This window comes from Tenacibaculum sp. IMCC1, assembly GCF_054906355.1.
The window spans coordinates 2,141,883-2,161,090 of sequence record NZ_CM142818.1; the positions used below are offsets into that span (position 1 = coordinate 2,141,883).

The window sequence follows — 19,208 nt, forward strand, 5'->3', positions numbered from 1 at the left end:
CCCTTGCGAGCATCGGATTTTGAATATAACGTTTTTCGTTTTTAGAACAAAGTTCAAGAGTCTTAAAAAATCAATTATAAATATGTTTATCAGTCATTTATAAATTAAAAATATAAATGATGAAAAATTTTATTTTCTTTGACAAAGAAAAAGTACCTACAAAAGCACCTGTAATTTCAATAAAAAAAATGTTTTCTGAACCTAAACTTTATATCCCAAAGATTAAAGGAACTAATAAACCTAATATAAATAAGCCATGGTATATATGGTATTATTATAGAAATCCATTCACTGGGGCTATGGATAAAATAATTGAAAAAAGAGGTCTGAATAGGATTAAAACTATAACAGAAAGAAAAATAATAGGTAATGCATTAAAGAAAGCTAGACTCCGTTTGCTTCAAGAAGGTTATAGCCCTTTTGAAGAAAAACAGGAAGAAATTTTGGACAAGAAAAGCTATACTATATCAGAAGCTTTAGAGTTAGCTTTAAACGAAAAAAATAAAGTTTGGGCTGAAAAAACAAGATATGGAAACTCTAGCATGTATAACATCTTTGTTAAGTGGATAACAGAAAAAAATCTTGCCAATAAAGATATAGACCAACTTACTAAAAGACATATTATAATCTTTTTAAACCACATCTCAGACACTTCATCTAACACAACTAGAAATAACTTTAAAAGGCTTATTTCTTCTTTATTGTCTCAATTAGTGGCTGATGATATTTTAAGCTATAACTTTGTTAAAGATATTCCATCATTAAAAGCTAAGCCTGAAAAAAATCAACCTTTCACAATACAACAATTAGAAGCAATAAAAAACTATCTTGTAAAAAATGATAAATATCTTTATCAATACATGAAATTTGTCATTTATGCTCTAATGCGAACAGTTGAAATTTGTAGATTGAAAGTAAAAGATATTGATTTACAGAACAACACTATATTATTTGCAGAGACAAAAACAGAAAGGGCAAATATTCTGATAATTGAACCTTTAAAAGAGGTTTTTCAAAAAATGAATTTAGAAAATTATAATGCTGATGATTTTTTATTTACCAAAAAAGAAATCCCAGGGAAATGGGATGTAAAAAAAGAGTCTTCTAAAAATGAGTTTTTTAGTAGACGCTTTAAGAAGTTAAAAGATGACATAGGAGAAGAAATTAACCTAAATGATAACCATAGTATTTATTCTGCAAGACATACAGCTGCAAAAATACTATTTACTTCTTTTAAGAAACAGGGATTAACTGACTTGCAGGCAAAACATAGGTTAATGACTATAACAAGGCATAAATCATTAAGTGGATTAGAAAATTATTTAAGAGATATTGGAGCTTCTTTACCTGACGATTATACAGAAAACTATAGTATTAAGTTTTAAATATGTTCTTTTATTGTTTTTTGTTTTTTCTGATGATAATAGTATATGCTACCATTGACAACAATACTAAAACTAATAAAACTGAAGACAAGTAAATATAGCTTATGACATAATATGTATCACGTATATTTATAACTAAGTTTTTATCAAAAAATAAGCTTAGTAATAACAAAACTATTGGTAATAATAATATTTTATATTGTTTATTCATATCTTACTTAATTTAAAAAAATGAAATCCTGTAATAATCTGCAAAAAAAGCTTGTTTAAGATTAAACTCTTCATTTATTATTAAGTTTGGTATTGTTTTTTCCAAATACTTCGAAGGAAATACATTGTAGTTTAAGAATTAATTTATTATTCCTTCTACCTCGTTGTTTATATCTAAAATATAATATACTTTTCTTGTCCCTAAATCCTCTTTCAACTCAACTATATCATAAAACGGGGTATAAAAAAACGTAGTTAATACTTTCTTTTTGATTTCAAAATCTTATTTAGATCTTTTATAAAGGAAAAAAAACCATATAAAAAAAATAATACAAAGATTATAATTGGTATAATTTGTTTTGATGTAAGTGTAAAATATACATCAGCAATATTTATGTCTATTTCCATGCTTTTTAGTTTAAGGAAAACAATAATAGTCGTCTAAGAATAACGCGTTAAAAACTGTAAACCTTCCTTTGTTTACAGCCTCGTTACATAAGTCTGGTATTATTTTTTCTGCAATATTTGTAGAAATTTTACTATAATTTGTATGTGTAGTTAAGTAGTCTTCAATTTTAATTATTAATTGAGTAAAATCCTCTCTATTTTCATCAATTTTACCATTATTTCTTTTCCATGTATAAGAACTTGGTAAAGTTAGGTTATCAAAAGAGACATCTACATCGATTATATAATAATAATATACTGGGCATAAAGTACTAAAAACAAAACAAACTGGGTAATATTTAAGTTTTTCTTTGAAAAAAAAACCACTGTATTGTATATTATGTGCTCTGTCACCCATATGAAAATTACTTATATTTCTCAGTTTTATATTATAAATAGTATTCAATTCAGAAACGAGATAATCTCCGAAATCTATCTTTTCTATCATCGATAAATTATTGACTAAGTTTTTATTTTCTTTTGTGTCAATATATTTCTCATTTATACTATTATCCTCGTTATAAAAGTTAATTCCTTTAGGATAAAACTGATATATAATATCTAATATTTCTTGATAATTCATTTTATAGTTAATTACAATCATCTGTATTAAAATTAACTCCTCCAATGCTAAAACCACTTGATTTATAATCTGTTATTTTCGAAACCAAATGATGGCTAGGTCTTATTCTAACTCTTGCTCCTGGTATATGCACAGGGTATAATCTTATTAACTCTTGTTCAAAATATCTTTCTACATCTCCCACATTAGTCCAAGGTCTAGATTTAATATAATCTTTAGTGTTATCCATAGCTTCTTGTAGAGCAATTGCGCTTATCTCAGCCAGAACATTGGACTTGAAAACATTGTTAAACCTGTCAAGATATGGAGCTCCAAATTCAATAGCATTATCATATCGTATGTATTCTTTAATTTTCCCATCTGTACTTAGAACTATAAACTTTATACCCTTGACATATGAGTATTGATAATTTCCAACTTTTGTAAAATTAAAACTTTTACAACTTGGAGGAACACTCTCTTCAACATATTCTTCAAAAGTACTTACAAGCCCATTAATCAAATAATCAACTCCTTTCTTTGCAAAAATTCTAGCTTCTATAGTGCTATTGACAACTAAAAAATCTTTAACAGCTTTAACTTCTTCACTCTCTTTATTATTAAATGCCCAAACAAAGCTTTCATAATTTAAACCTAAGCTAAATCCAAACTCTAAATTCAACATTGCTTCAAATTTTGAGAAATCTGAAAACCCCTTCTGTATTAAGTAGTTATTGATTGTATTGGTAATATTACTATTAGATGTATAGTACGATTTAACTCCTTCAGCAGCTAAATTTAAAGTACCACTTACAAATTGCTTTAACTCTTGTGTATATGGAGTAGTATCTGGTGCGGTTACAATACCTCCATCTGCTCCTCCTCCTGAACTTCCTCCCTCTGAAGGATCTGTTGGATTAATAATTACACCATCATCATTCCCCCCATTATCACATTCTCCGTATTCTAAATCAATAACATATTCATAACTTGTAGCGTTACAAGTGCCTGGTGCATGATTAAATCCAAAAGAGCACTCCCAGTAAGTAGTTCCTCCTGTTAAACAGTCAGCGTCTTTAGCAAAAACTAAATTGCTTGTATTAAACAAATTATTATTTACTAAAAATACTTTTCCTATAAAATAAGAAGATGGATTGACTCTCCACTCATTAGAAGGTATGTATTTTAAAATATGTGACTTGTAAATTTCATTATTGCCATTAACGTATACAACTAAATTATAAATAGAATCATCATTGTTATTCGTTAATACTCTAAAGGTATAGGTACTAAAACCGTCTTTTTTTATTCTTGTTATATTATTGGTAAGTACTATGGTATCTGATGAGTTAGAGGTATTCTTTTGTGAAATAGTAGAATGACTCTGGTTCACATCAAAAAAGAGAGAAAATTTTTTAAAAGATGAATTTTGGATTATTTTCTTTTTAAATTCATCTAAAGGAATATGAGTAACTGTTTGTTCTTGTTGAATTTCTTTTAAAAGTACTTTATCTTCCTCTTGCTCACAATTCCATAGCAACAACGAAACCCCGAACAGGAAAACGCTTATTTTTAAAAGGTTAGCAATTTGTTTCTTTCTTTTTTTCATTATATATACATTTAAATTAGTTACAATTTTTAAGGCTTTCAAACTAGGTTACAAAACAGCTTGTAAAACTAAAAAAAGAAAGAAAAAGAACAATGTGGTTTTATGTAAGGTTTATACGGTTTTAGCTTTTTGTTCATAAGCGAATCTTTCTATTCCAGCGGGTATTCACTATCAATTAGAGAATCATGTTTTTGTTTAAAATTAGATAAGTCTTTCTGAGAAATTTCCATTGATTTTTTGAAAACAAAATATCTACTACTGTTTGTTTGTGCAATTAATAAATATCCATTCAATAAGAAAACTATTAAAACAATAACTTTTTTCATATACTCTCTTTTTTAATATATTTAATAAGGGAGTTGTCTATTTTGAGAAACTCCCTTTATTAACATGCAAATTATAAAATTTAATAAATTACCTCTACTCTGTCCAGCTCACTTACCTCTATAAACTCCATACCTGTAAAACCGCTTTCTTCAATGGCATTTTTTAACCTTTCGGATACAAAGTAACCTCCAGGTGGTGCATTAACGATTCTAAACATATCTTCAGTAGCCTTACTTAAATCTAAATAAACTTTTTTTTCAAGTAACATTAACTTATCTTTTCGTAATCTTTCTTTTTCAGAAACATATTCATCATAATCGTTTACCGAAACAGGTTGTTGAGCACTTGAATTATCCCAATCTCCTAATTTTTTAGAATAAAACTCACTTTTCGAAAAGTCTACATACTCTGATTACTTTGTGTTATTTATAAGAAATAAATTGTACTTATCTATTAATTGTTTGTTTTGCCAAGTGTTTATTTTCCAGTGTTGGTAATCTACTATTTTAAAGTCTTTTATAAAGTTTAAAAAAACATCATCAATCACTAAAAATGTAGTTCGAATGAATGCTACATCTAATAGAGAAACTTGTTTTGCCTTTTTTTCAAGATAGGGTTCCGGTAATGTAAAGTCAAAATCAATTTTTCCTTCCCAAGGAATAAAATCTTGTTGGATATCTCCGTGGTTTCCTGTTTGACTTTGAGGCTTTACACCGACCTCTTTTCTATCTCTACTTGTTGATATTAAGTTATAATATTTCATCTTTTATGGATAATTAATTATATCTGCTATCTAATATAAATTAAGCTTTACCATATATTTTTTCTCTCTCAGTAGTAAGCCATTCATTTAAACTGATTCCAATAGGCATAAATTCAATACCTGTACACTGTGCAGTTTCTATTTCTTTTTTTAATTTTTCAGAAACCATATATTTTACTCCTCCCTCAACATCTAAAAGAGCAAAAAAGTCCATTATTTTATCTGCTCTTATTTTTATTTTCTCTATAGAAATACCATTAGGGTATCCTTCTTTTTCTATCTCTTCTTTGTACTTTTTAAACTCAAATACATTTTTTACATCAAGCTCCATTAAATTATCAAAATAATTAGTTTTAAAAATAACGGATTTTTTAAAGTCTATCATATCCATATTAATCTCATACATATTTAAAACCCAATAATCATTTATTAACTTATTTTTATAATAAACAGGAGATTTAAAAAATTGCATTCCTGATTTTCTGCTACTTTCTAAAATTTGCTTTAGTTTTCCTGAAACTAAAAGTTTTTTGGTAAATCCCATTATTGGTGCGCTTATGAAATCAGTAAGTTTTGAACCTTTCTTTAAAATAGCATTAGAGGTTATAGGTGAAAAATCTAATTTTTTAAAGAAATTTTGGTCATAATCTATAAATAATGGGTCGTCCCAAACATTACAATTATGCTGAGCCTCTTCTACTTGTTGATAATTACCTGTTTCTTTCTTGTTTAAAGAATGTCTAATTGAGTAGTATTTCATGTTATCTAAAATCTTTTAATTAAAAAATAGGCTAAGAATGAAACTTCACACTTAGCCCTTAATAAAAAGTTTTAATAATTAACTTCTAATCTATTATCCAACTCAGTTATTTCTTTAAATTTCATTCCTGTAAAACCATTTTCTTCTATGGCTTCTTTTAAACGTTGAGAAACATAATAACCACTTCCTCCAACGATTTGAGGGGTATCAGTTATCCTAATCGAATCTTCAGAGGATTCAGAAAAATTAATTTTAAGACTATGACATTTGAGTATTAATTTTTGATTTCTTAATTGTTCTCTTTTTTCCAAAAAATCTTTATAACTCGAAACAATAATATCTTTTCCTACCCATTTATAATCTTTTATATTGGCAGTATAAAAAATACTATTGGCATAATCAATGTACTTTTCTTGACTTGGATATGAGAGATGAAATAATTGATATTTATTTATTACTTCTTTTCCGAAATGTATTTTCATATTCCATAGTTGAAAATTACCAACTTCATATTTCTTTAAAAAATTAACAAAATCTTTATCTAAAATTAAAAACTTATTTGAATTTATAGTAGTACTCAAATATCATGTTAATTTTGCTTTTCTTTCTAAAACAGGTTCTGGAGTGATTAATCCTTCTATTATGTTATCTTCATAATTTATATTTCTAATTGAACCATACGTTTTGGCTGTTTCACTTTGAGGGAATTTACCCACTTCTTTACGGTTTATACCCAGTAATATTTCATAATGTTAAGGGTATTGTATTAAGTTGGCTATTTGTCCAGAGTTTAAAGTCCTTATATTATTTGCAAATCCAAAAACAAAATAAAGTATTATTTTCTAATACTTCCATCAGGTCGCATTTGTGGCACACGACCATAAACTTTTTTTCGTAAACCATTTGAACCAAACCAATCATTTAAACTAACCTCAATTGGTTTAAATTCAATACCTGTTATTTCTTGCTTTTCTATTTCGTTTTTTAGCTTTTCAGATGCAATACCTAAACTTGCTCCTTCAAAATTTCGAAGAAAGAAATAGTCTAAATTCATACTCTCAATAAATGAGATATTTTTTAGAAAAAGTATTTTAGGATATTTCATTGTTTCGGCCATATTTAAAAATTCTTCTTTATTAGAAACTCTTTTCAAATAACTTTGAATGGGTTTCCTGTTTTCATCTCTGTCTTTTAGTAAAAGGTCTGTATTTTTAAAATCTATAAAATCATATGGAACATCATAAATATGGGTTTGCCAATAATTTTCAATTTTCTTGTCTTTATGAATTATATATGTTGAAAAAAACTGAATTCCAAAGCAATTAAATTGTTCCAATATAGTTTTAAGTTTCTCGCTAATTATCATTGAACCATAAGAGAAACCCATACCTGCATTTTCAATTAAATCTGTTAATTTTGCTTTTGCATACAAATCCAGATTGGATAGAATGGGGTTAATTTCAATTTTTGTAAATGGAAATCTATCAATAAAATCAGGGTTATCCCAAATATGACAATTATGAACTACCTCTTTTACTTGAGGTAGTTTTCCCATAATTTTTTCATTTAGGCTATTATGCATTGAAAAATATTTTATCATGGTAATACTAAATCATTTAAATGTGAATTTGGGTTACTAATTACCCAATCTCTTATATCTCCAATTAAATCACTAACAAAATTATATGCCTCATCAACAGTTGCATTAGGGTTTAAAGATAGAAAATTATCTAGCTTTGATTTAACTAAGTTAGTATATGTAGGATGATTTGGTTGGTTTCTCCATGAAGCAACAGCGATTCCATTTAAGGCTTCATTCATATGAAAGGCATGTTTAGAATTTGCGGCTTTTTGAATTATATTATGATTTCTAATGGATTCAGCCCATGGCATAATATGATGAGCTTGTAAGGCGGAATCGGTAATTCCTAACACTTTTCGTAACGTTCCTCTACTTCCAAACTCTACACCATTGGCAGTAATTTTCCATACCAATTTAACCCTAGTTCCTATAGTGCTAGCTTTTACAATTTTTAACCCGTACTTGGTAGCAACACTTCCGTAACCCACTACAGGGATTGCACTTGCAAAACTTAAGGTTGCGTTTACTCCGTCTCCTTCAATTGCATAAAGTGCTCCATTAGTTAAATCTGCTATTTCTCCTACAACGGGTACTAAACCAAAAACGTCTAAACTAATATGAACTACATCTTTTGTAGCTTCCCAAAATACTTTGGTTTTTGACCAATTAGGATTTAAAGCCCTTAACGTAGCCATTTTAAAGATGAAATGTTGTACAATAGGATCTGTATTCTCCATACTAGAAATATCAACATCCATGTATTGATTAACAGATTCTAAAAAACTATGGTCTAACTCATTAGATATTTTATTTTGGTTAAAGGCTTCAAAAACAAAAGATAAAGCGTTATTATCAACATTTGATTCTAAACTAATGATATCAGTAATTTCTTTAGTAAAACTTTGAGCTTCAGAAAAATTATTGTTAGCTCTTAGAAAATCTTTAACAGCTTTAACTTCTTCGCTTTCTTTATTATTAAATGCCCAAACAAAACTTTGGGGATTTAAACCTAAACTAAATCCAAACTCCAAATTCAACATTGCTTCGAATTTTGAAAAGTCTGAAAACCCCTTTTGTATTAGGTAGTTATTAATAGTATTGTAAATATTACTATTTGAAGTATAATAGGATTTCACACCTTCCGTAGCTAAATTCAAAGTACCACTTACAAATTGTTTTAAGTCTGTGGTGTATGGAGTGGTATCTATAAGAACAGTAGTGGTAGAAGAGTCTCCACCAGAGGTAGAAGTAGGTTCACCATCTGTGGTAGAGCTAGAATCATTATCTCCTCCTGGGGCAATCCATTCACAGGTACTAGAAGTTGTTACCCATTCGTAATAATAGCCAGTACCTCCATTTATTATACAATCAGAACTCTCTCCTCTACATAAGTCTCCACCACAACATCCTACTTTTACTTGTGTTTGAGAGTCTATACATACGAGTTGTTGTGTTTTAGCCTGTGTATTTATAATTTGTGAGGTATCAAAATCAATCGGTTTGATAATTACTTCTTTTGAACTAAAATCATTAAAATTCATATTAGATTTTTCTTGGCTAGAAAAACCGTAAGAAACAATATAGGTGTTATACCCTCCTTGATTGTTTGATGATAATAGTAGGTTTTCGAGAGTATTGTTGTTCCTATCAATAAGAAAAGTATAAGAATGTTGTGTTCCGTCAGATGATTCAACATATTTAGAAAAACTAGTATCGATATAAAAATCTTGATAATTGGCTACTGATTTAGCCTTTAAATTCTTTTCATACTTTTTTGATTTTTTAAGGATTTCTTTTACTTTTTCATTTTTAGAAATTTGTTCTGAATTTAATGTAGTTATCTTAAAGTTTGTAGTAGAAGAATGTTGTTCTGGCAGTGAGGATATTTCGTCACTTTCACAGCTCGATAGCAACAGCGAAACCCCGAACAGGAAAACGCCTAGTTTTAAAAGGTTAGCAATTTGTTTCTTTCTTTTTTTCATGATATATACATTTAAATTAGTTACAATTTTTAAGGCTTTCAAACTAGGTTACAAAACAGCTTTGTAAAACTAAAAAAAGAAAGGAAAAAGCAATGTGCTTTTCCGCAATTTAAATTGTGGATTTATGCAATATTTGTACGATTTTAGTACGAAATATTATGAAAAAAAGATGTTTTTGAGCAGAAAAGTTATAAGATAAGATTATAATGTAAAGCGGTAAACTTGTAGATAATTTAAATGTTTTCTATGTAAATAAGCTTAATTATTGGTAATAAAGAAAGAGTTTTTACACTCTTTTTACTCGTAGTTTTTTAACTTCTTCAATAGTTAAACCAGTAGCAAAAACAATCGTTTCATTATCGACTCCTTTTCTTTTTAACTGTTTAGCTATTTCAATATTTCTATTCTTTTCAATTATTTTTGACATTTCCTTTTTTATCTGTTCTTCTAAAACATATTTAGGAACATACCTTTTGCTTTTTTCTAATTCCTCTAAAAGACCTATATTTTTAAAACTCATATAACTCTTATCAGAGATAATCAAATGGTCTATTACATGGGTATTAACTATAATACCTACTTGTATCAATCTATCGGTTAAATTCTTATCGTTGTCCGATGGTGTTAACTCTCCGCTAGGGTGGTTATGACATAACACAATTTTTACAGCTCTTTTTTGTAAAGCAAGACTAAAGACCTCCATAGGCTCTACCAAGGTTGCATTGACAGTCCCTAAACTTATGAGCTCTATAAAAAGAATACGGTTGTTGTTTTCCAATCCTATAATCCAAAAATGTTCTCTGTTTTGGTCTATCTTACTTTCACGGAGTAATACTTTTTGCATGATTCCGTAAATATCATCTGAATTTAGAATTTTTATTTTTTCCGCTTCTGTCAATTTTATATCCATAAAAACAAAAGTAAGGTTTTATTTTATTAACTCTTAGTACAAAAAAATCCCGCAAAACGATTGTAAATCATCTTGCGGAATATATCCTAAAATTCCACCTCTTTCGGCATCACATTTTCTGTAACGACTTCTTCAGACACAATCGGGTCGAGTTTCCCTGAATAAATATTGTACTTCAACTCATCGAGTGGTTTATCTTGGTAACGGTTTTTATCCGTGTAAATAAAGTTTGTTTTGTAATGGTTTGTTTTCTCGGTAAAGAAAATACAATCCCCGTCAAAGCCGCTTTTAGCACCACCACGCATTTTACCGTCTGCCGTTTGTTGGAAGATGATAAAAAACAATTTCCCGTCATACTTCTTTCGTAAGTCTTTATCGATTTCAAATTTGCTATCCAGTTCCTTTAACTTAGCAAAACTATCAATCACAATCACATCGTTTTTTCTAATCAGCTTGTCTAATTGGTCTAGGTTTTCAATATCAGGATTGGACAAGTTTCGTTCTGCCACCTCGTTAAAATACATATCTGCTTTGTCCCAATACAAGGCACTTTCAGGGTGCTCTTCCATAGAAGCATGACCGACCTTGTATTTTTGAGCTAGTACATTGATAAACTTAAACGCAAAGTGTGTTTTACTTGAACCTCGTTTCCCTGCTAGGGTAATCACTAAACTTTCTTTGGTTTTTATCTCTAGCTTCCCTAAAAAGCTTGCCAATACAGCATCCTCAATTTGGTAATACTCAAAGGTTCTATGTCGTAGTTGCTTTCGTTTATAAGCTACCGAGTTTGTATTGAGATTCCCTGGTACTTTGTTTTTGGGTCGTGACTCTGATACTTTTTTGACGGGTCTGTTTAAAGCAGGTATTTTCGTTGGTTTTGGGCTTGCTTTTTGACTGGTTTTTACTAGTGCTTTGTAAAACTTGGGTTCTTTGTTCGTGTCTACTTGTAAGAGATAATCTGTGTCGTCCTAAAATAAGTTTACACATTTTTATGTTAATCCTAGTATAAGTTTACAACTTGTTTTTAATCCTAAAATACCTTTACAGTATTTATTTTTTAATAATAATTTTTCCATTTTCTATCTCCTTTCTTTAATTGATTTGAATGTACCTTCTCTGGTACTAAATTTCCTATACTCATATGAGGTCTTTCATTGTTATATAAATTAATTACTTGTTCTAATAATCCTTTAGCTTCTTTGAATGTATCTATCTCATAGCAGCTTAAATACTCTTCTTTTAATATTCCATTGACACGCTCGGCTATGGCGTTCTCCAGTGGATCTCCATTTTCTGTCATGCTAATTTGTATCTGATAATCCTGTAATAGCTTTACATACTTATAACTACAATACTGAACACCTCTGTCTGAATGATGTATTAAATATCTATTAGCATTCTTATCAAGAGATGATAAAGCCATTTGAAGTGCCTTGATAGAGTGTTCTGCCTCTAAAGTCTCAGACAATTCATAACCTACTATTTTGCGACTATAAGCGTCTGTTATTAGATGGATATACAAATAGGTATTAGCAATCTTCCAATAAGTAATATCACTAACATAAAGCTCATTAGGGCTAACAGGTACAAAATCTTTTATTAGGTTAGAGTACTTCTTTAACCAATGGTGTGATTGCGTTGTTTTAACTAATCTTTTGCGCCTACGAATTAATAATCCATAAGTTGAAAGTAAATCAAACAAAGCATCTCTACCCATTTTTATTTGATGTTCTAGCATAAAACCTTCTAACAATACATAAAGCTTTCTTGTACCTATTCTTGGATGATGTGCTCTAATTTTGATAACTTCTTGTACAACTAACTCATGCCATAACTCTGTATCTAAGCTACGATTTAGATGTTGATAATATGCCTGTCTTGTAACACCAAACAATCGGCATATTCGATTCAATCCTATATTTGTATGCGTCATTCTCATTTTATAGATCGTTTGGTATAGTACTTTTTTCTAATATCAATTTTGTATGCTTCTTCAGCAATTTCTATCATGGTTTGCAAACCTTCAACTTGAAGTTTACTCTCCGTTAAAGCTTTTTTAAGCTCTGCTATTTCTAACTGAGCATGCTTACCTGGTAAAGTTGTAGAGACTTCTCTATTTAACATAGTATCAAATTTTGAAGTATCTAATTTACGCCACTTAACAGGTATCTCATACCCTAAAGCTCGCATCCATCGTAATATGTAACCATGCTCTTGTTCCAATCCTGTATGCTTTTTCCAAATAGCTTTTTTGGTTAAATTACTTCGTAGATATTCATCTACTATTAATTTTCGTTCTGCCTTGCTAAAATCTTTGGGCTTTTTAAATCCTGAAATATCTTTACGTTTTTCCATAAATCTACAGTCTAAAACTGTAAACCTATTTTAGGACAAGACACTTCTTCATTATGCTTTTTCTTCAATAATTGATAAAAATATTCTTCATCATATTTATGCTTTTCATTCTTTTTTGTAGGCTTTTCTTTTGGTTTTACATTATCATTTATAATAACAGACAAAAACAACTCTCTTTCGGAAGCTGTTAGTTTTCCGAAGTGCTGCATCGTTAATGTCAAGTTATTTTGTAGCATATATTAATTAAATGACGAGTTTTCACGCATTTATACCTTTTTTTTTGTAAATTCGTCGAAATTCAGAGCGTAAATATAACGATGATTTTCGCTTATTTAAAATTTATAACGATGATTTTCGCTTCTTCAAAACAAAGATTAAAGCATTATCTTGATACTAAAGGTATTAGTAAAGCTAAATTTTACAGAGATACTGGTATTAAAAGAGGTTTTCTTGATTCTGACAAATTAAATAGCTCAATCTCTGACACCTTTTTAGCAACAATTACAGATGTCTATAAAGATTTAAACTTATCGTGGTTGATAGCTGAGACAGGTAAAATGGAAGTAAACAGTACTGATGCTAAATGGATAGAATATGGACAGTTTAAATTAGTTCCATTAATAAGTAAAAGGGCTAGAGCTGGTTTTTTATCTGGTTGGGAAGACGACGAATATATAGAAGAACTACCTAAAATTCCATGGGAAGTGGATAGAGAATATAAAGGAAACTATCTTACATTTGAAGTTGTTGGAGATAGTATGGAGTGTGATAACCCAAGAGAAAGTATATTAGAAGGTGATTTACTTTTGGGGAGAGAAATAAGAAATGAATATTGGACAAGTAAACTACACATTCATAAATGGGATTTTATCATTGTTCATAAAACTGAAGGAATTCTAGTAAAAAGAATTATTGAACATGATGTTTCAAATGGTAAATTGATACTAAAAAGTCTTAATCCCTACTATGAAGACCAAACAGTTTACATGAATGACTTAACGGGAATATTTAATATTGTAGATATAAAACGTTCAAGAAGAAGATAATTTACTATAATTAAAGTATTTGAATTAAGTTTTAAAATAAAGAAGAGTACCTTTAAAAGTACCTGTTATTACAAAAAAGATATAAAAAAAAACAATTACAAAAATGCTGACTAACACTTATATAATTGATTTTTAGTACCAAAGGTGGGACTCGAACCCACACGCCCTTGCGAGCATCGGATTTTGAATCCGACGTGTCTACCAATTCCACCACTTTGGCTTTTGGTGAGTGCAAATCTATAAAATATTTCATTTAAAATATCTTTTAAACTCTTAAAATAGTTTTATTTTTGCCTCAACAACAACACTAACTAAAAATATTTTTTTGTAAATGGCTACAAATCAATTAAGCCCAAAAATCTTTGCGTGTTCACAAAGTATTGAACTAGCAGAGGAAATTGCCAGTGCCTACGGAACCAAACTAGGAAATGTAATTACCACACATTTTAGTGATGGTGAATTCCAACCAGCTTTTGAAGAATCAATCAGAGGAAGAAGAGTTTTCATCGTTGGATCAACCTTTCCTTCTACTGATAACTTAATGGAAATGTTATTAATGTGTGATGCTGCAAAACGTGCATCGGCAAGACATATTACCGCTGTAATGCCTTATTTTGGTTGGGCTCGTCAAGACAGAAAAGACAAGCCTCGTGTAGCAATTGGCGCTAAATTAGTGGCTAAATTATTAGAAACTGCAGGAGCAACTAGAATTATGACCATGGATTTACATGCTGATCAAATTCAAGGTTTCTTTGAAAAGCCAGTAGATCATTTATATGCTTCTACAATTTTTTTACCATATGTTAAAAGTTTAATGCTTGATAATTTAACGATTGCTTCTCCTGATATGGGAGGTTCAAAAAGAGCTTATGCTTATTCCAAATACTTGGAAAGTGATGTTGTTATTTGCTACAAGCAGCGTCAAAAAGCCAATGTAATTGCTCATATGGAACTCATTGGTGAAGTAGAAGGTAAAAATGTAATTCTTGTTGATGACATGATTGATACAGGAGGAACACTTACAAAGGCAGCCGATTTAATGATGGAACGTGGTGCAAAAAGTGTACGTGCTATTTGTACACACCCAATTCTTTCAGGAAATGCCTACGAAAGAATTCAAAATTCACAGTTGACAGAGCTAATCGTTTCAGATACAATTCCTTTAAAAAAGAGTATTTCTAAAATAAAAGTTGTATCTTGCGCCGCTTTATTTGCTGATGTGATGCATAAAGTTCAAGACAATACATCTATTAGCGATAAGTTTTTAATGTAAATAAATTTAATAAACAAAGTAATGAAATCAATTACAATCAAAGGATCTCAAAGAGAAAGCGTAGGTAAAAAAGCAACAAAAGCCTTACGTAATGCTGGAAAGGTTCCTTGCGTATTATACGGAGGAGACAAGCCTGTTCACTTTTCAGCTGACGAAAAATCGTTCAAGCCATTAGTATATACTCCAGACGTATTTACTGCTACGATTGAATTAGATGGTGTAACATATAGCGCTGTATTACAAGACATACAGTTTCACCCAGTAAATGATAGCATTTTACACGTAGACTTTTACCAATTATTTGAAGACAAGGCTGTGACTATGGATATTCCTGTACGTTTAGTAGGATCTTCTAAAGGTGTTATGGTAGGTGGTGCTTTACGTCACAACTTACGTAAATTAAAAGTAAAAGCATTACCAGCTAACTTACCAGATTTTATTGAAGCTAATATTACTGAGTTAGAAATTGGTAATAAATTATATGTTACTGAGTTAAAGAATGACAACTATACGTTATTACACCCAGATAACACAGTGGTTGCTCAAGTTCGTATGTCTCGTAACGCCGCTAAAGCAGCAGCTGAGGCTGAAGCATAGACTGCAAAACAATAATCATACAAAAGCGTTACCATGTGTAGCGCTTTTTTTATTTTTGATGTATGATTATTACACCTTTTTTTAAACAATTATTTGGTTTTTCTACAAAACAATTAACAGATAAAGAAGACGATTCTATGAAGAAATTTTTAATTGTAGGCTTAGGTAATATTGGCGAAAAATATGACAATACACGTCACAATATAGGTTTTAAAATCGCAGATGCTTTTGTTAAAGAGCATGAAGGCTCTTTTGAAACCGAAAAGTTAGGAGATATAGCTAAACTTAAAATTAAGGGTAAAACAGTACTTGTTTTAAAGCCTAATACTTATATGAATTTAAGTGGTAAAGCGGTTAAATACTGGATGCAAAAAGAAAACATTCAAGTTGAAAACTTGTTAATTATTACTGATGACCTAAATATTGATTTTGGAAAAATTCGTATCAAAGGAAAAGGAAGTTCTGGCGGACATAACGGTCTAAAAGACATCCAAGATAAGTTTAATACAGGTGCTTATCCTCGTTTTCGCTTCGGTGTAGGAGCTGAATATAGTAAAGGTCGTCAAGTAGATTACGTTTTAGGCAAATGGAATCCTGATGAGGAAAGCGCAATGATTGAACGTATTCCTTTTTCTGTAAAAGCGGTTACTTCTTTTATTACAGCTGGTTTAGCTAATACCATGAATGAATTTAACGGAAAATAGTTAAGTTTTACACCGTTAACTTATTCAAAAATTAATTATCAGAAGCATACCATTCAGCAAAACTAGTATCTGTTTCTTGTAGCTTAATGCCGTGTAATTTTATGTTTTCCGGAAGTCTACTTTGAATTTTCTTAGCAAAATCAATCACCATCATTTCGCTTGTTGGTTGATAATCTACTAAAATAACATGATGCCCACGGTCTTTTAACTCTTTGGCTAACTCTACATGGGGAGTATTCTTATTGAATACCGTAGCATGGTCAAACACATCGACAATCTCTTCTTTTACAATCTTCTTTAAATCTCCAAAATCAATTACCATTCCGTACTTCACATTGGATGTATCAGTAATTGGAGAGCCTATCACTGTAACCGAAAGCTTGTAACTATGCCCATGAACATTTTTACACTTTCCATCATAACCATACAACGCATGTCCAGTTTCAAAAGTAAACTGCTTGGTAATTCGAATCTTACTCATAAATATCTATCTCTAAAGTGAAATAAACTTAAAAAATTACTTCTCTTTTAACCTGCCTTAAATGACAACTAAAGATGTGTATTGACTCTTATTTTCTTTTAAACTTTTTGTTTGCTCTGTATTTATTAAAAAAATAAACTACAGCTACACCCGCCGCTAAAATGGCAAATAAATAATCTCCACCCATAATATTTTACTTTTATTCGCCGAAAGTACGAATTTGATTTTAAATGTTATTATTTTTTCACTCTCTAGAGAATAAAATCTTTAAAAATTAACACCTAACTCCAATTCAAGGTTAAATTCTTTATTTAATACATTAGAATTGATAAAATGCTGTTTGTAATTTATACCTAAAACTATACCTAGCTCTTCCCAAGGAATTAACCTTATTCCTTGTTTAGATTCAAGCCCAATTAAGAGTTTGGATTTTTTTTCGTTATTCAGACCCCTAGTTGTTTCATATCCAAAAGGAACATTTATACCAACACCTACATAAATACCTTTGTAAAATTTAATAAACCCATCTAAACCAGCTCCTAATAAAAACTGATTAAAGCTTTTATACCCCTTACTCTTTAAAAGGTTGGGTTTTAATTGATAGTTATTGAATGAAAATACAGTTGGAATTATAAAATCCTCCTCTGTATCTAAAACTCAGAGTACTTTATTTTAAATCCTTTATAGTGTTTACTAAAAACAGTATTGTAAGAAAGTATATGAATTGTTCTTGGGGCTTTTTTATTACTTATGCTAGGGTTTTGAGCATGAACGAAGCTAACAAAAAAAATTAACCAAAATAAGCAGCGCATATTTTATTGTTTTTTATAGTGAAAAATAATGTAGTTTAATTCTTTAGTGTTGTACTTTATAGTTAAAAAATCTGAGGTAATTTGTAATACAGTAGCATCTAAAATTTCATTATTGTCTACTATCAGAGATATTTTAGTCTCCCCGTTTAGTCTCCAAGTTCCTTTATCATGATATCCTTCAGAGAAGGCTTCAAAAAACATGTCAGTTTTAAATAAGATATAATCATTACTCTCTTTTAAAGAAGGTTGATGCACTTCACCAAATACCTCATAGTTTTGAATGCGCCATTTTCCAATTAATTTATATTTTAGACTTTTTTGAGAAAAAAGAGATAGAGATATTAAAAACAAGATGACAAGTAAAACAATTCGATACATATTACAAGTGGTTATTAAATTCCAGGTAAAAGTATAAGGCAAGTAAAATGTGAGTTTGTTTATTTAAGACAATAATTTTTTTTTACCTTTTGTCTTAAATAGACAAGCTATAAAGTAAGAACCTATTGTAATTTTGATGGATAAAGCATCACAAATGAAAAACTCAACACAAATAGAGCGATATAATAAGTTGTTAGATTTTTTAGAAAAGCGTTTTAAAACATCAATTCACACACATGAAATAGAAGATGTTTCCTTTTACTCTTATCGAAATATTAATAGAATATTTTTAGCGTTACAACATGAAACTATTGGTCAATTTCTTAAAAGAAGAAAACTAGAAAAAGCTGCACAATATTTAAAATTTTCAGATATTGAAATTTCAGATATTGCCCTAGAAGTTGGGTATAGTGATGTGGCAGCTTTTAGTAAAGCTTTTAAAAAACATTTTCGCTGTACACCTTCTAGCTTTAAAAGCTCTTATACATTTCAACAAAAAATTACGAATCAAATTTTAGAAGAACCTAATAAAAAAAATGATTCTTTATTACAGTTTGAAATTGAAATTATACCACCATTTCAAATGTTGTATTTACAATATCAAGGAGCTTATGAAGATGTAAAAGGGATTGAAAGAACATGGAAACAGCTTTTAAAGTATGCTGATAAGCATGATTTATTAACTGATAAAACTATTATTGTTGGTGAAATTTTGGATGATGATGAAATAACAGAGTTTGTTAATTGTAGGTATAATGCAGGGATTATACTTACAGAAGCACAAAAAATTGAAGTTAAAGGAATGTTTAAAGTTAAAGAAGTTACTTCTCAAAAATATGCCAAGTTTGTTCATAAAGGTAGTCATGAAAGCTGTTTTGAAACATACAATACAATTTATGCACATTGGATGTATGATGTCAAATTAGAGTTTGCGGACGCACCAATTTTAGAGTTTTATTTAAATGACGATAAAAATACTCCTCAAGAAGAATTAATAACAGAAATTTACATTCCTATTGTTTAAC

At 29.6% G+C, this 19,208-nt stretch carries 23 protein-coding genes and 1 tRNA gene; 6 read left to right on the top strand and 18 right to left on the bottom strand.

The window, feature by feature from the left end; translation table 11 throughout:
• Positions 1-116: 116 nt before the first annotated feature.
• Positions 117-1,385: a tyrosine-type recombinase/integrase gene (locus ACXIHB_RS10020; RefSeq protein ID WP_462098164.1), complete on the top strand. Its 1,269-nt coding sequence runs from the start codon at positions 117-119 to the stop codon at positions 1,383-1,385.
• Positions 1,386-2,013: 628 nt separating this feature from the next.
• Here ACXIHB_RS10020 and ACXIHB_RS10025 read toward each other — a convergent pair.
• The 15 genes from ACXIHB_RS10025 to ACXIHB_RS10095 form a co-directional block, all read right to left on the bottom strand.
• A complete protein-coding gene (locus ACXIHB_RS10025; RefSeq protein WP_462098165.1) occupies positions 2,014-2,646 on the bottom strand; it encodes a hypothetical protein in 633 nt (210 codons plus the stop codon).
• Complete coding sequence (locus ACXIHB_RS10030; protein WP_462098166.1) at positions 2,633-4,213, bottom strand: hypothetical protein; 1,581 nt, start codon at positions 4,211-4,213, stop codon at positions 2,633-2,635. Before ACXIHB_RS10030 ends, ACXIHB_RS10025 begins: the two co-directional genes overlap by 14 nt.
• Positions 4,214-4,362: 149 nt before the next feature.
• Positions 4,363-4,539, bottom strand: coding sequence for a hypothetical protein (locus ACXIHB_RS10035; RefSeq protein ID WP_462098167.1), 177 nt, complete (start codon positions 4,537-4,539; stop codon positions 4,363-4,365).
• A gap of 80 nt (positions 4,540-4,619) precedes the next feature.
• A complete protein-coding gene (locus ACXIHB_RS10040; protein WP_462098168.1) occupies positions 4,620-4,808 on the bottom strand; it encodes a hypothetical protein in 189 nt (62 codons plus the stop codon).
• A gap of 144 nt (positions 4,809-4,952) precedes the next feature.
• Complete coding sequence (locus ACXIHB_RS10045; RefSeq protein ID WP_462098169.1) at positions 4,953-5,303, bottom strand: hypothetical protein; 351 nt, start codon at positions 5,301-5,303, stop codon at positions 4,953-4,955.
• Positions 5,304-5,343: 40 nt separating this feature from the next.
• Positions 5,344-6,063 (bottom strand): imm11 family protein, encoded by a 720-nt coding sequence (locus ACXIHB_RS10050; RefSeq protein ID WP_462098170.1) that lies wholly within the window; start codon positions 6,061-6,063, stop codon positions 5,344-5,346.
• A 71-nt stretch (positions 6,064-6,134) separates the two neighbouring features.
• Positions 6,135-6,644 carry a hypothetical protein gene (locus tag ACXIHB_RS10055; protein WP_462098171.1) on the bottom strand — a complete coding sequence of 170 codons (510 nt, stop codon included), beginning with the start codon at positions 6,642-6,644 and terminating at the stop codon, positions 6,135-6,137.
• A gap of 3 nt (positions 6,645-6,647) precedes the next feature.
• Entirely contained in the window at positions 6,648-6,779 is a 132-nt protein-coding gene (locus ACXIHB_RS10060; RefSeq protein ID WP_462098172.1) for a hypothetical protein, read from the bottom strand.
• A 119-nt stretch (positions 6,780-6,898) separates the two neighbouring features.
• The gene (locus tag ACXIHB_RS10065; protein WP_462098173.1) at positions 6,899-7,618 is read right to left on the bottom strand and encodes an imm11 family protein; all 720 of its coding nucleotides are present in this window, start codon (positions 7,616-7,618) and stop codon (positions 6,899-6,901) included.
• 41 nt (positions 7,619-7,659) lie between these two features.
• Complete coding sequence (locus tag ACXIHB_RS10070; RefSeq protein WP_462098174.1) at positions 7,660-9,627, bottom strand: AHH domain-containing protein; 1,968 nt, start codon at positions 9,625-9,627, stop codon at positions 7,660-7,662.
• A gap of 286 nt (positions 9,628-9,913) precedes the next feature.
• Positions 9,914-10,537 carry a JAB domain-containing protein gene (locus tag ACXIHB_RS10075; RefSeq protein ID WP_125068567.1) on the bottom strand — a complete coding sequence of 208 codons (624 nt, stop codon included), beginning with the start codon at positions 10,535-10,537 and terminating at the stop codon, positions 9,914-9,916.
• Between the two features lie 86 nt (positions 10,538-10,623).
• Positions 10,624-11,253 (bottom strand): hypothetical protein, encoded by a 630-nt coding sequence (locus ACXIHB_RS10080; protein WP_462098175.1) that lies wholly within the window; start codon positions 11,251-11,253, stop codon positions 10,624-10,626.
• A gap of 341 nt (positions 11,254-11,594) precedes the next feature.
• Entirely contained in the window at positions 11,595-12,476 is an 882-nt protein-coding gene (locus ACXIHB_RS10085) for an IS3 family transposase (protein ID WP_462098176.1), read from the bottom strand.
• Positions 12,473-12,892 carry a hypothetical protein gene (locus ACXIHB_RS10090; protein ID WP_462098177.1) on the bottom strand — a complete coding sequence of 140 codons (420 nt, stop codon included), beginning with the start codon at positions 12,890-12,892 and terminating at the stop codon, positions 12,473-12,475. Before ACXIHB_RS10090 ends, ACXIHB_RS10085 begins: the two co-directional genes overlap by 4 nt.
• An 11-nt stretch (positions 12,893-12,903) precedes the next feature.
• Complete coding sequence (locus ACXIHB_RS10095) at positions 12,904-13,128, bottom strand: hypothetical protein (protein WP_462098178.1); 225 nt, start codon at positions 13,126-13,128, stop codon at positions 12,904-12,906.
• A 111-nt stretch (positions 13,129-13,239) separates the two neighbouring features.
• On the opposite strand from ACXIHB_RS10095, the gene ACXIHB_RS10100 reads away from it, so the two are divergent.
• The gene (locus tag ACXIHB_RS10100) at positions 13,240-13,938 is read left to right on the top strand and encodes a S24 family peptidase (protein ID WP_462098179.1); all 699 of its coding nucleotides are present in this window, start codon (positions 13,240-13,242) and stop codon (positions 13,936-13,938) included.
• A gap of 136 nt (positions 13,939-14,074) precedes the next feature.
• Here ACXIHB_RS10100 and ACXIHB_RS10105 read toward each other — a convergent pair.
• Positions 14,075-14,158 (bottom strand) — tRNA-Leu (locus tag ACXIHB_RS10105).
• A gap of 111 nt (positions 14,159-14,269) precedes the next feature.
• On the opposite strand from ACXIHB_RS10105, the gene ACXIHB_RS10110 reads away from it, so the two are divergent.
• The 3 genes from ACXIHB_RS10110 to pth all read left to right on the top strand — a co-directional run bounded on the left by ACXIHB_RS10110 (position 14,270) and on the right by pth (position 16,512).
• The gene (locus ACXIHB_RS10110; protein ID WP_462098180.1) at positions 14,270-15,211 is read left to right on the top strand and encodes a ribose-phosphate pyrophosphokinase; all 942 of its coding nucleotides are present in this window, start codon (positions 14,270-14,272) and stop codon (positions 15,209-15,211) included.
• A gap of 21 nt (positions 15,212-15,232) precedes the next feature.
• Positions 15,233-15,808, top strand: a complete 576-nt coding sequence (locus ACXIHB_RS10115; protein WP_173359005.1) for a 50S ribosomal protein L25/general stress protein Ctc — start codon at positions 15,233-15,235, stop codon at positions 15,806-15,808.
• Between the two features lie 68 nt (positions 15,809-15,876).
• Positions 15,877-16,512: an aminoacyl-tRNA hydrolase gene (gene pth / locus ACXIHB_RS10120; protein ID WP_436411295.1), complete on the top strand. Its 636-nt coding sequence runs from the start codon at positions 15,877-15,879 to the stop codon at positions 16,510-16,512.
• Positions 16,513-16,543: 31 nt separating this feature from the next.
• On the opposite strand, the gene ACXIHB_RS10125 is transcribed toward pth, so the two are convergent.
• Together ACXIHB_RS10125 and ACXIHB_RS10130 are read right to left on the bottom strand one after the other, a co-directional pair.
• Entirely contained in the window at positions 16,544-16,993 is a 450-nt protein-coding gene (locus ACXIHB_RS10125) for a 6-pyruvoyl trahydropterin synthase family protein (protein WP_462098181.1), read from the bottom strand.
• Between the two features lie 815 nt (positions 16,994-17,808).
• Entirely contained in the window at positions 17,809-18,183 is a 375-nt protein-coding gene (locus ACXIHB_RS10130) for a lipocalin family protein (protein WP_462098182.1), read from the bottom strand.
• A gap of 154 nt (positions 18,184-18,337) precedes the next feature.
• Here ACXIHB_RS10130 and ACXIHB_RS10135 point away from each other — a divergent pair, with 154 nt between their 5' ends.
• Positions 18,338-19,207 (top strand): AraC family transcriptional regulator, encoded by an 870-nt coding sequence (locus ACXIHB_RS10135; protein ID WP_462098183.1) that lies wholly within the window; start codon positions 18,338-18,340, stop codon positions 19,205-19,207.
• Position 19,208: the final 1 nt, after the last annotated feature.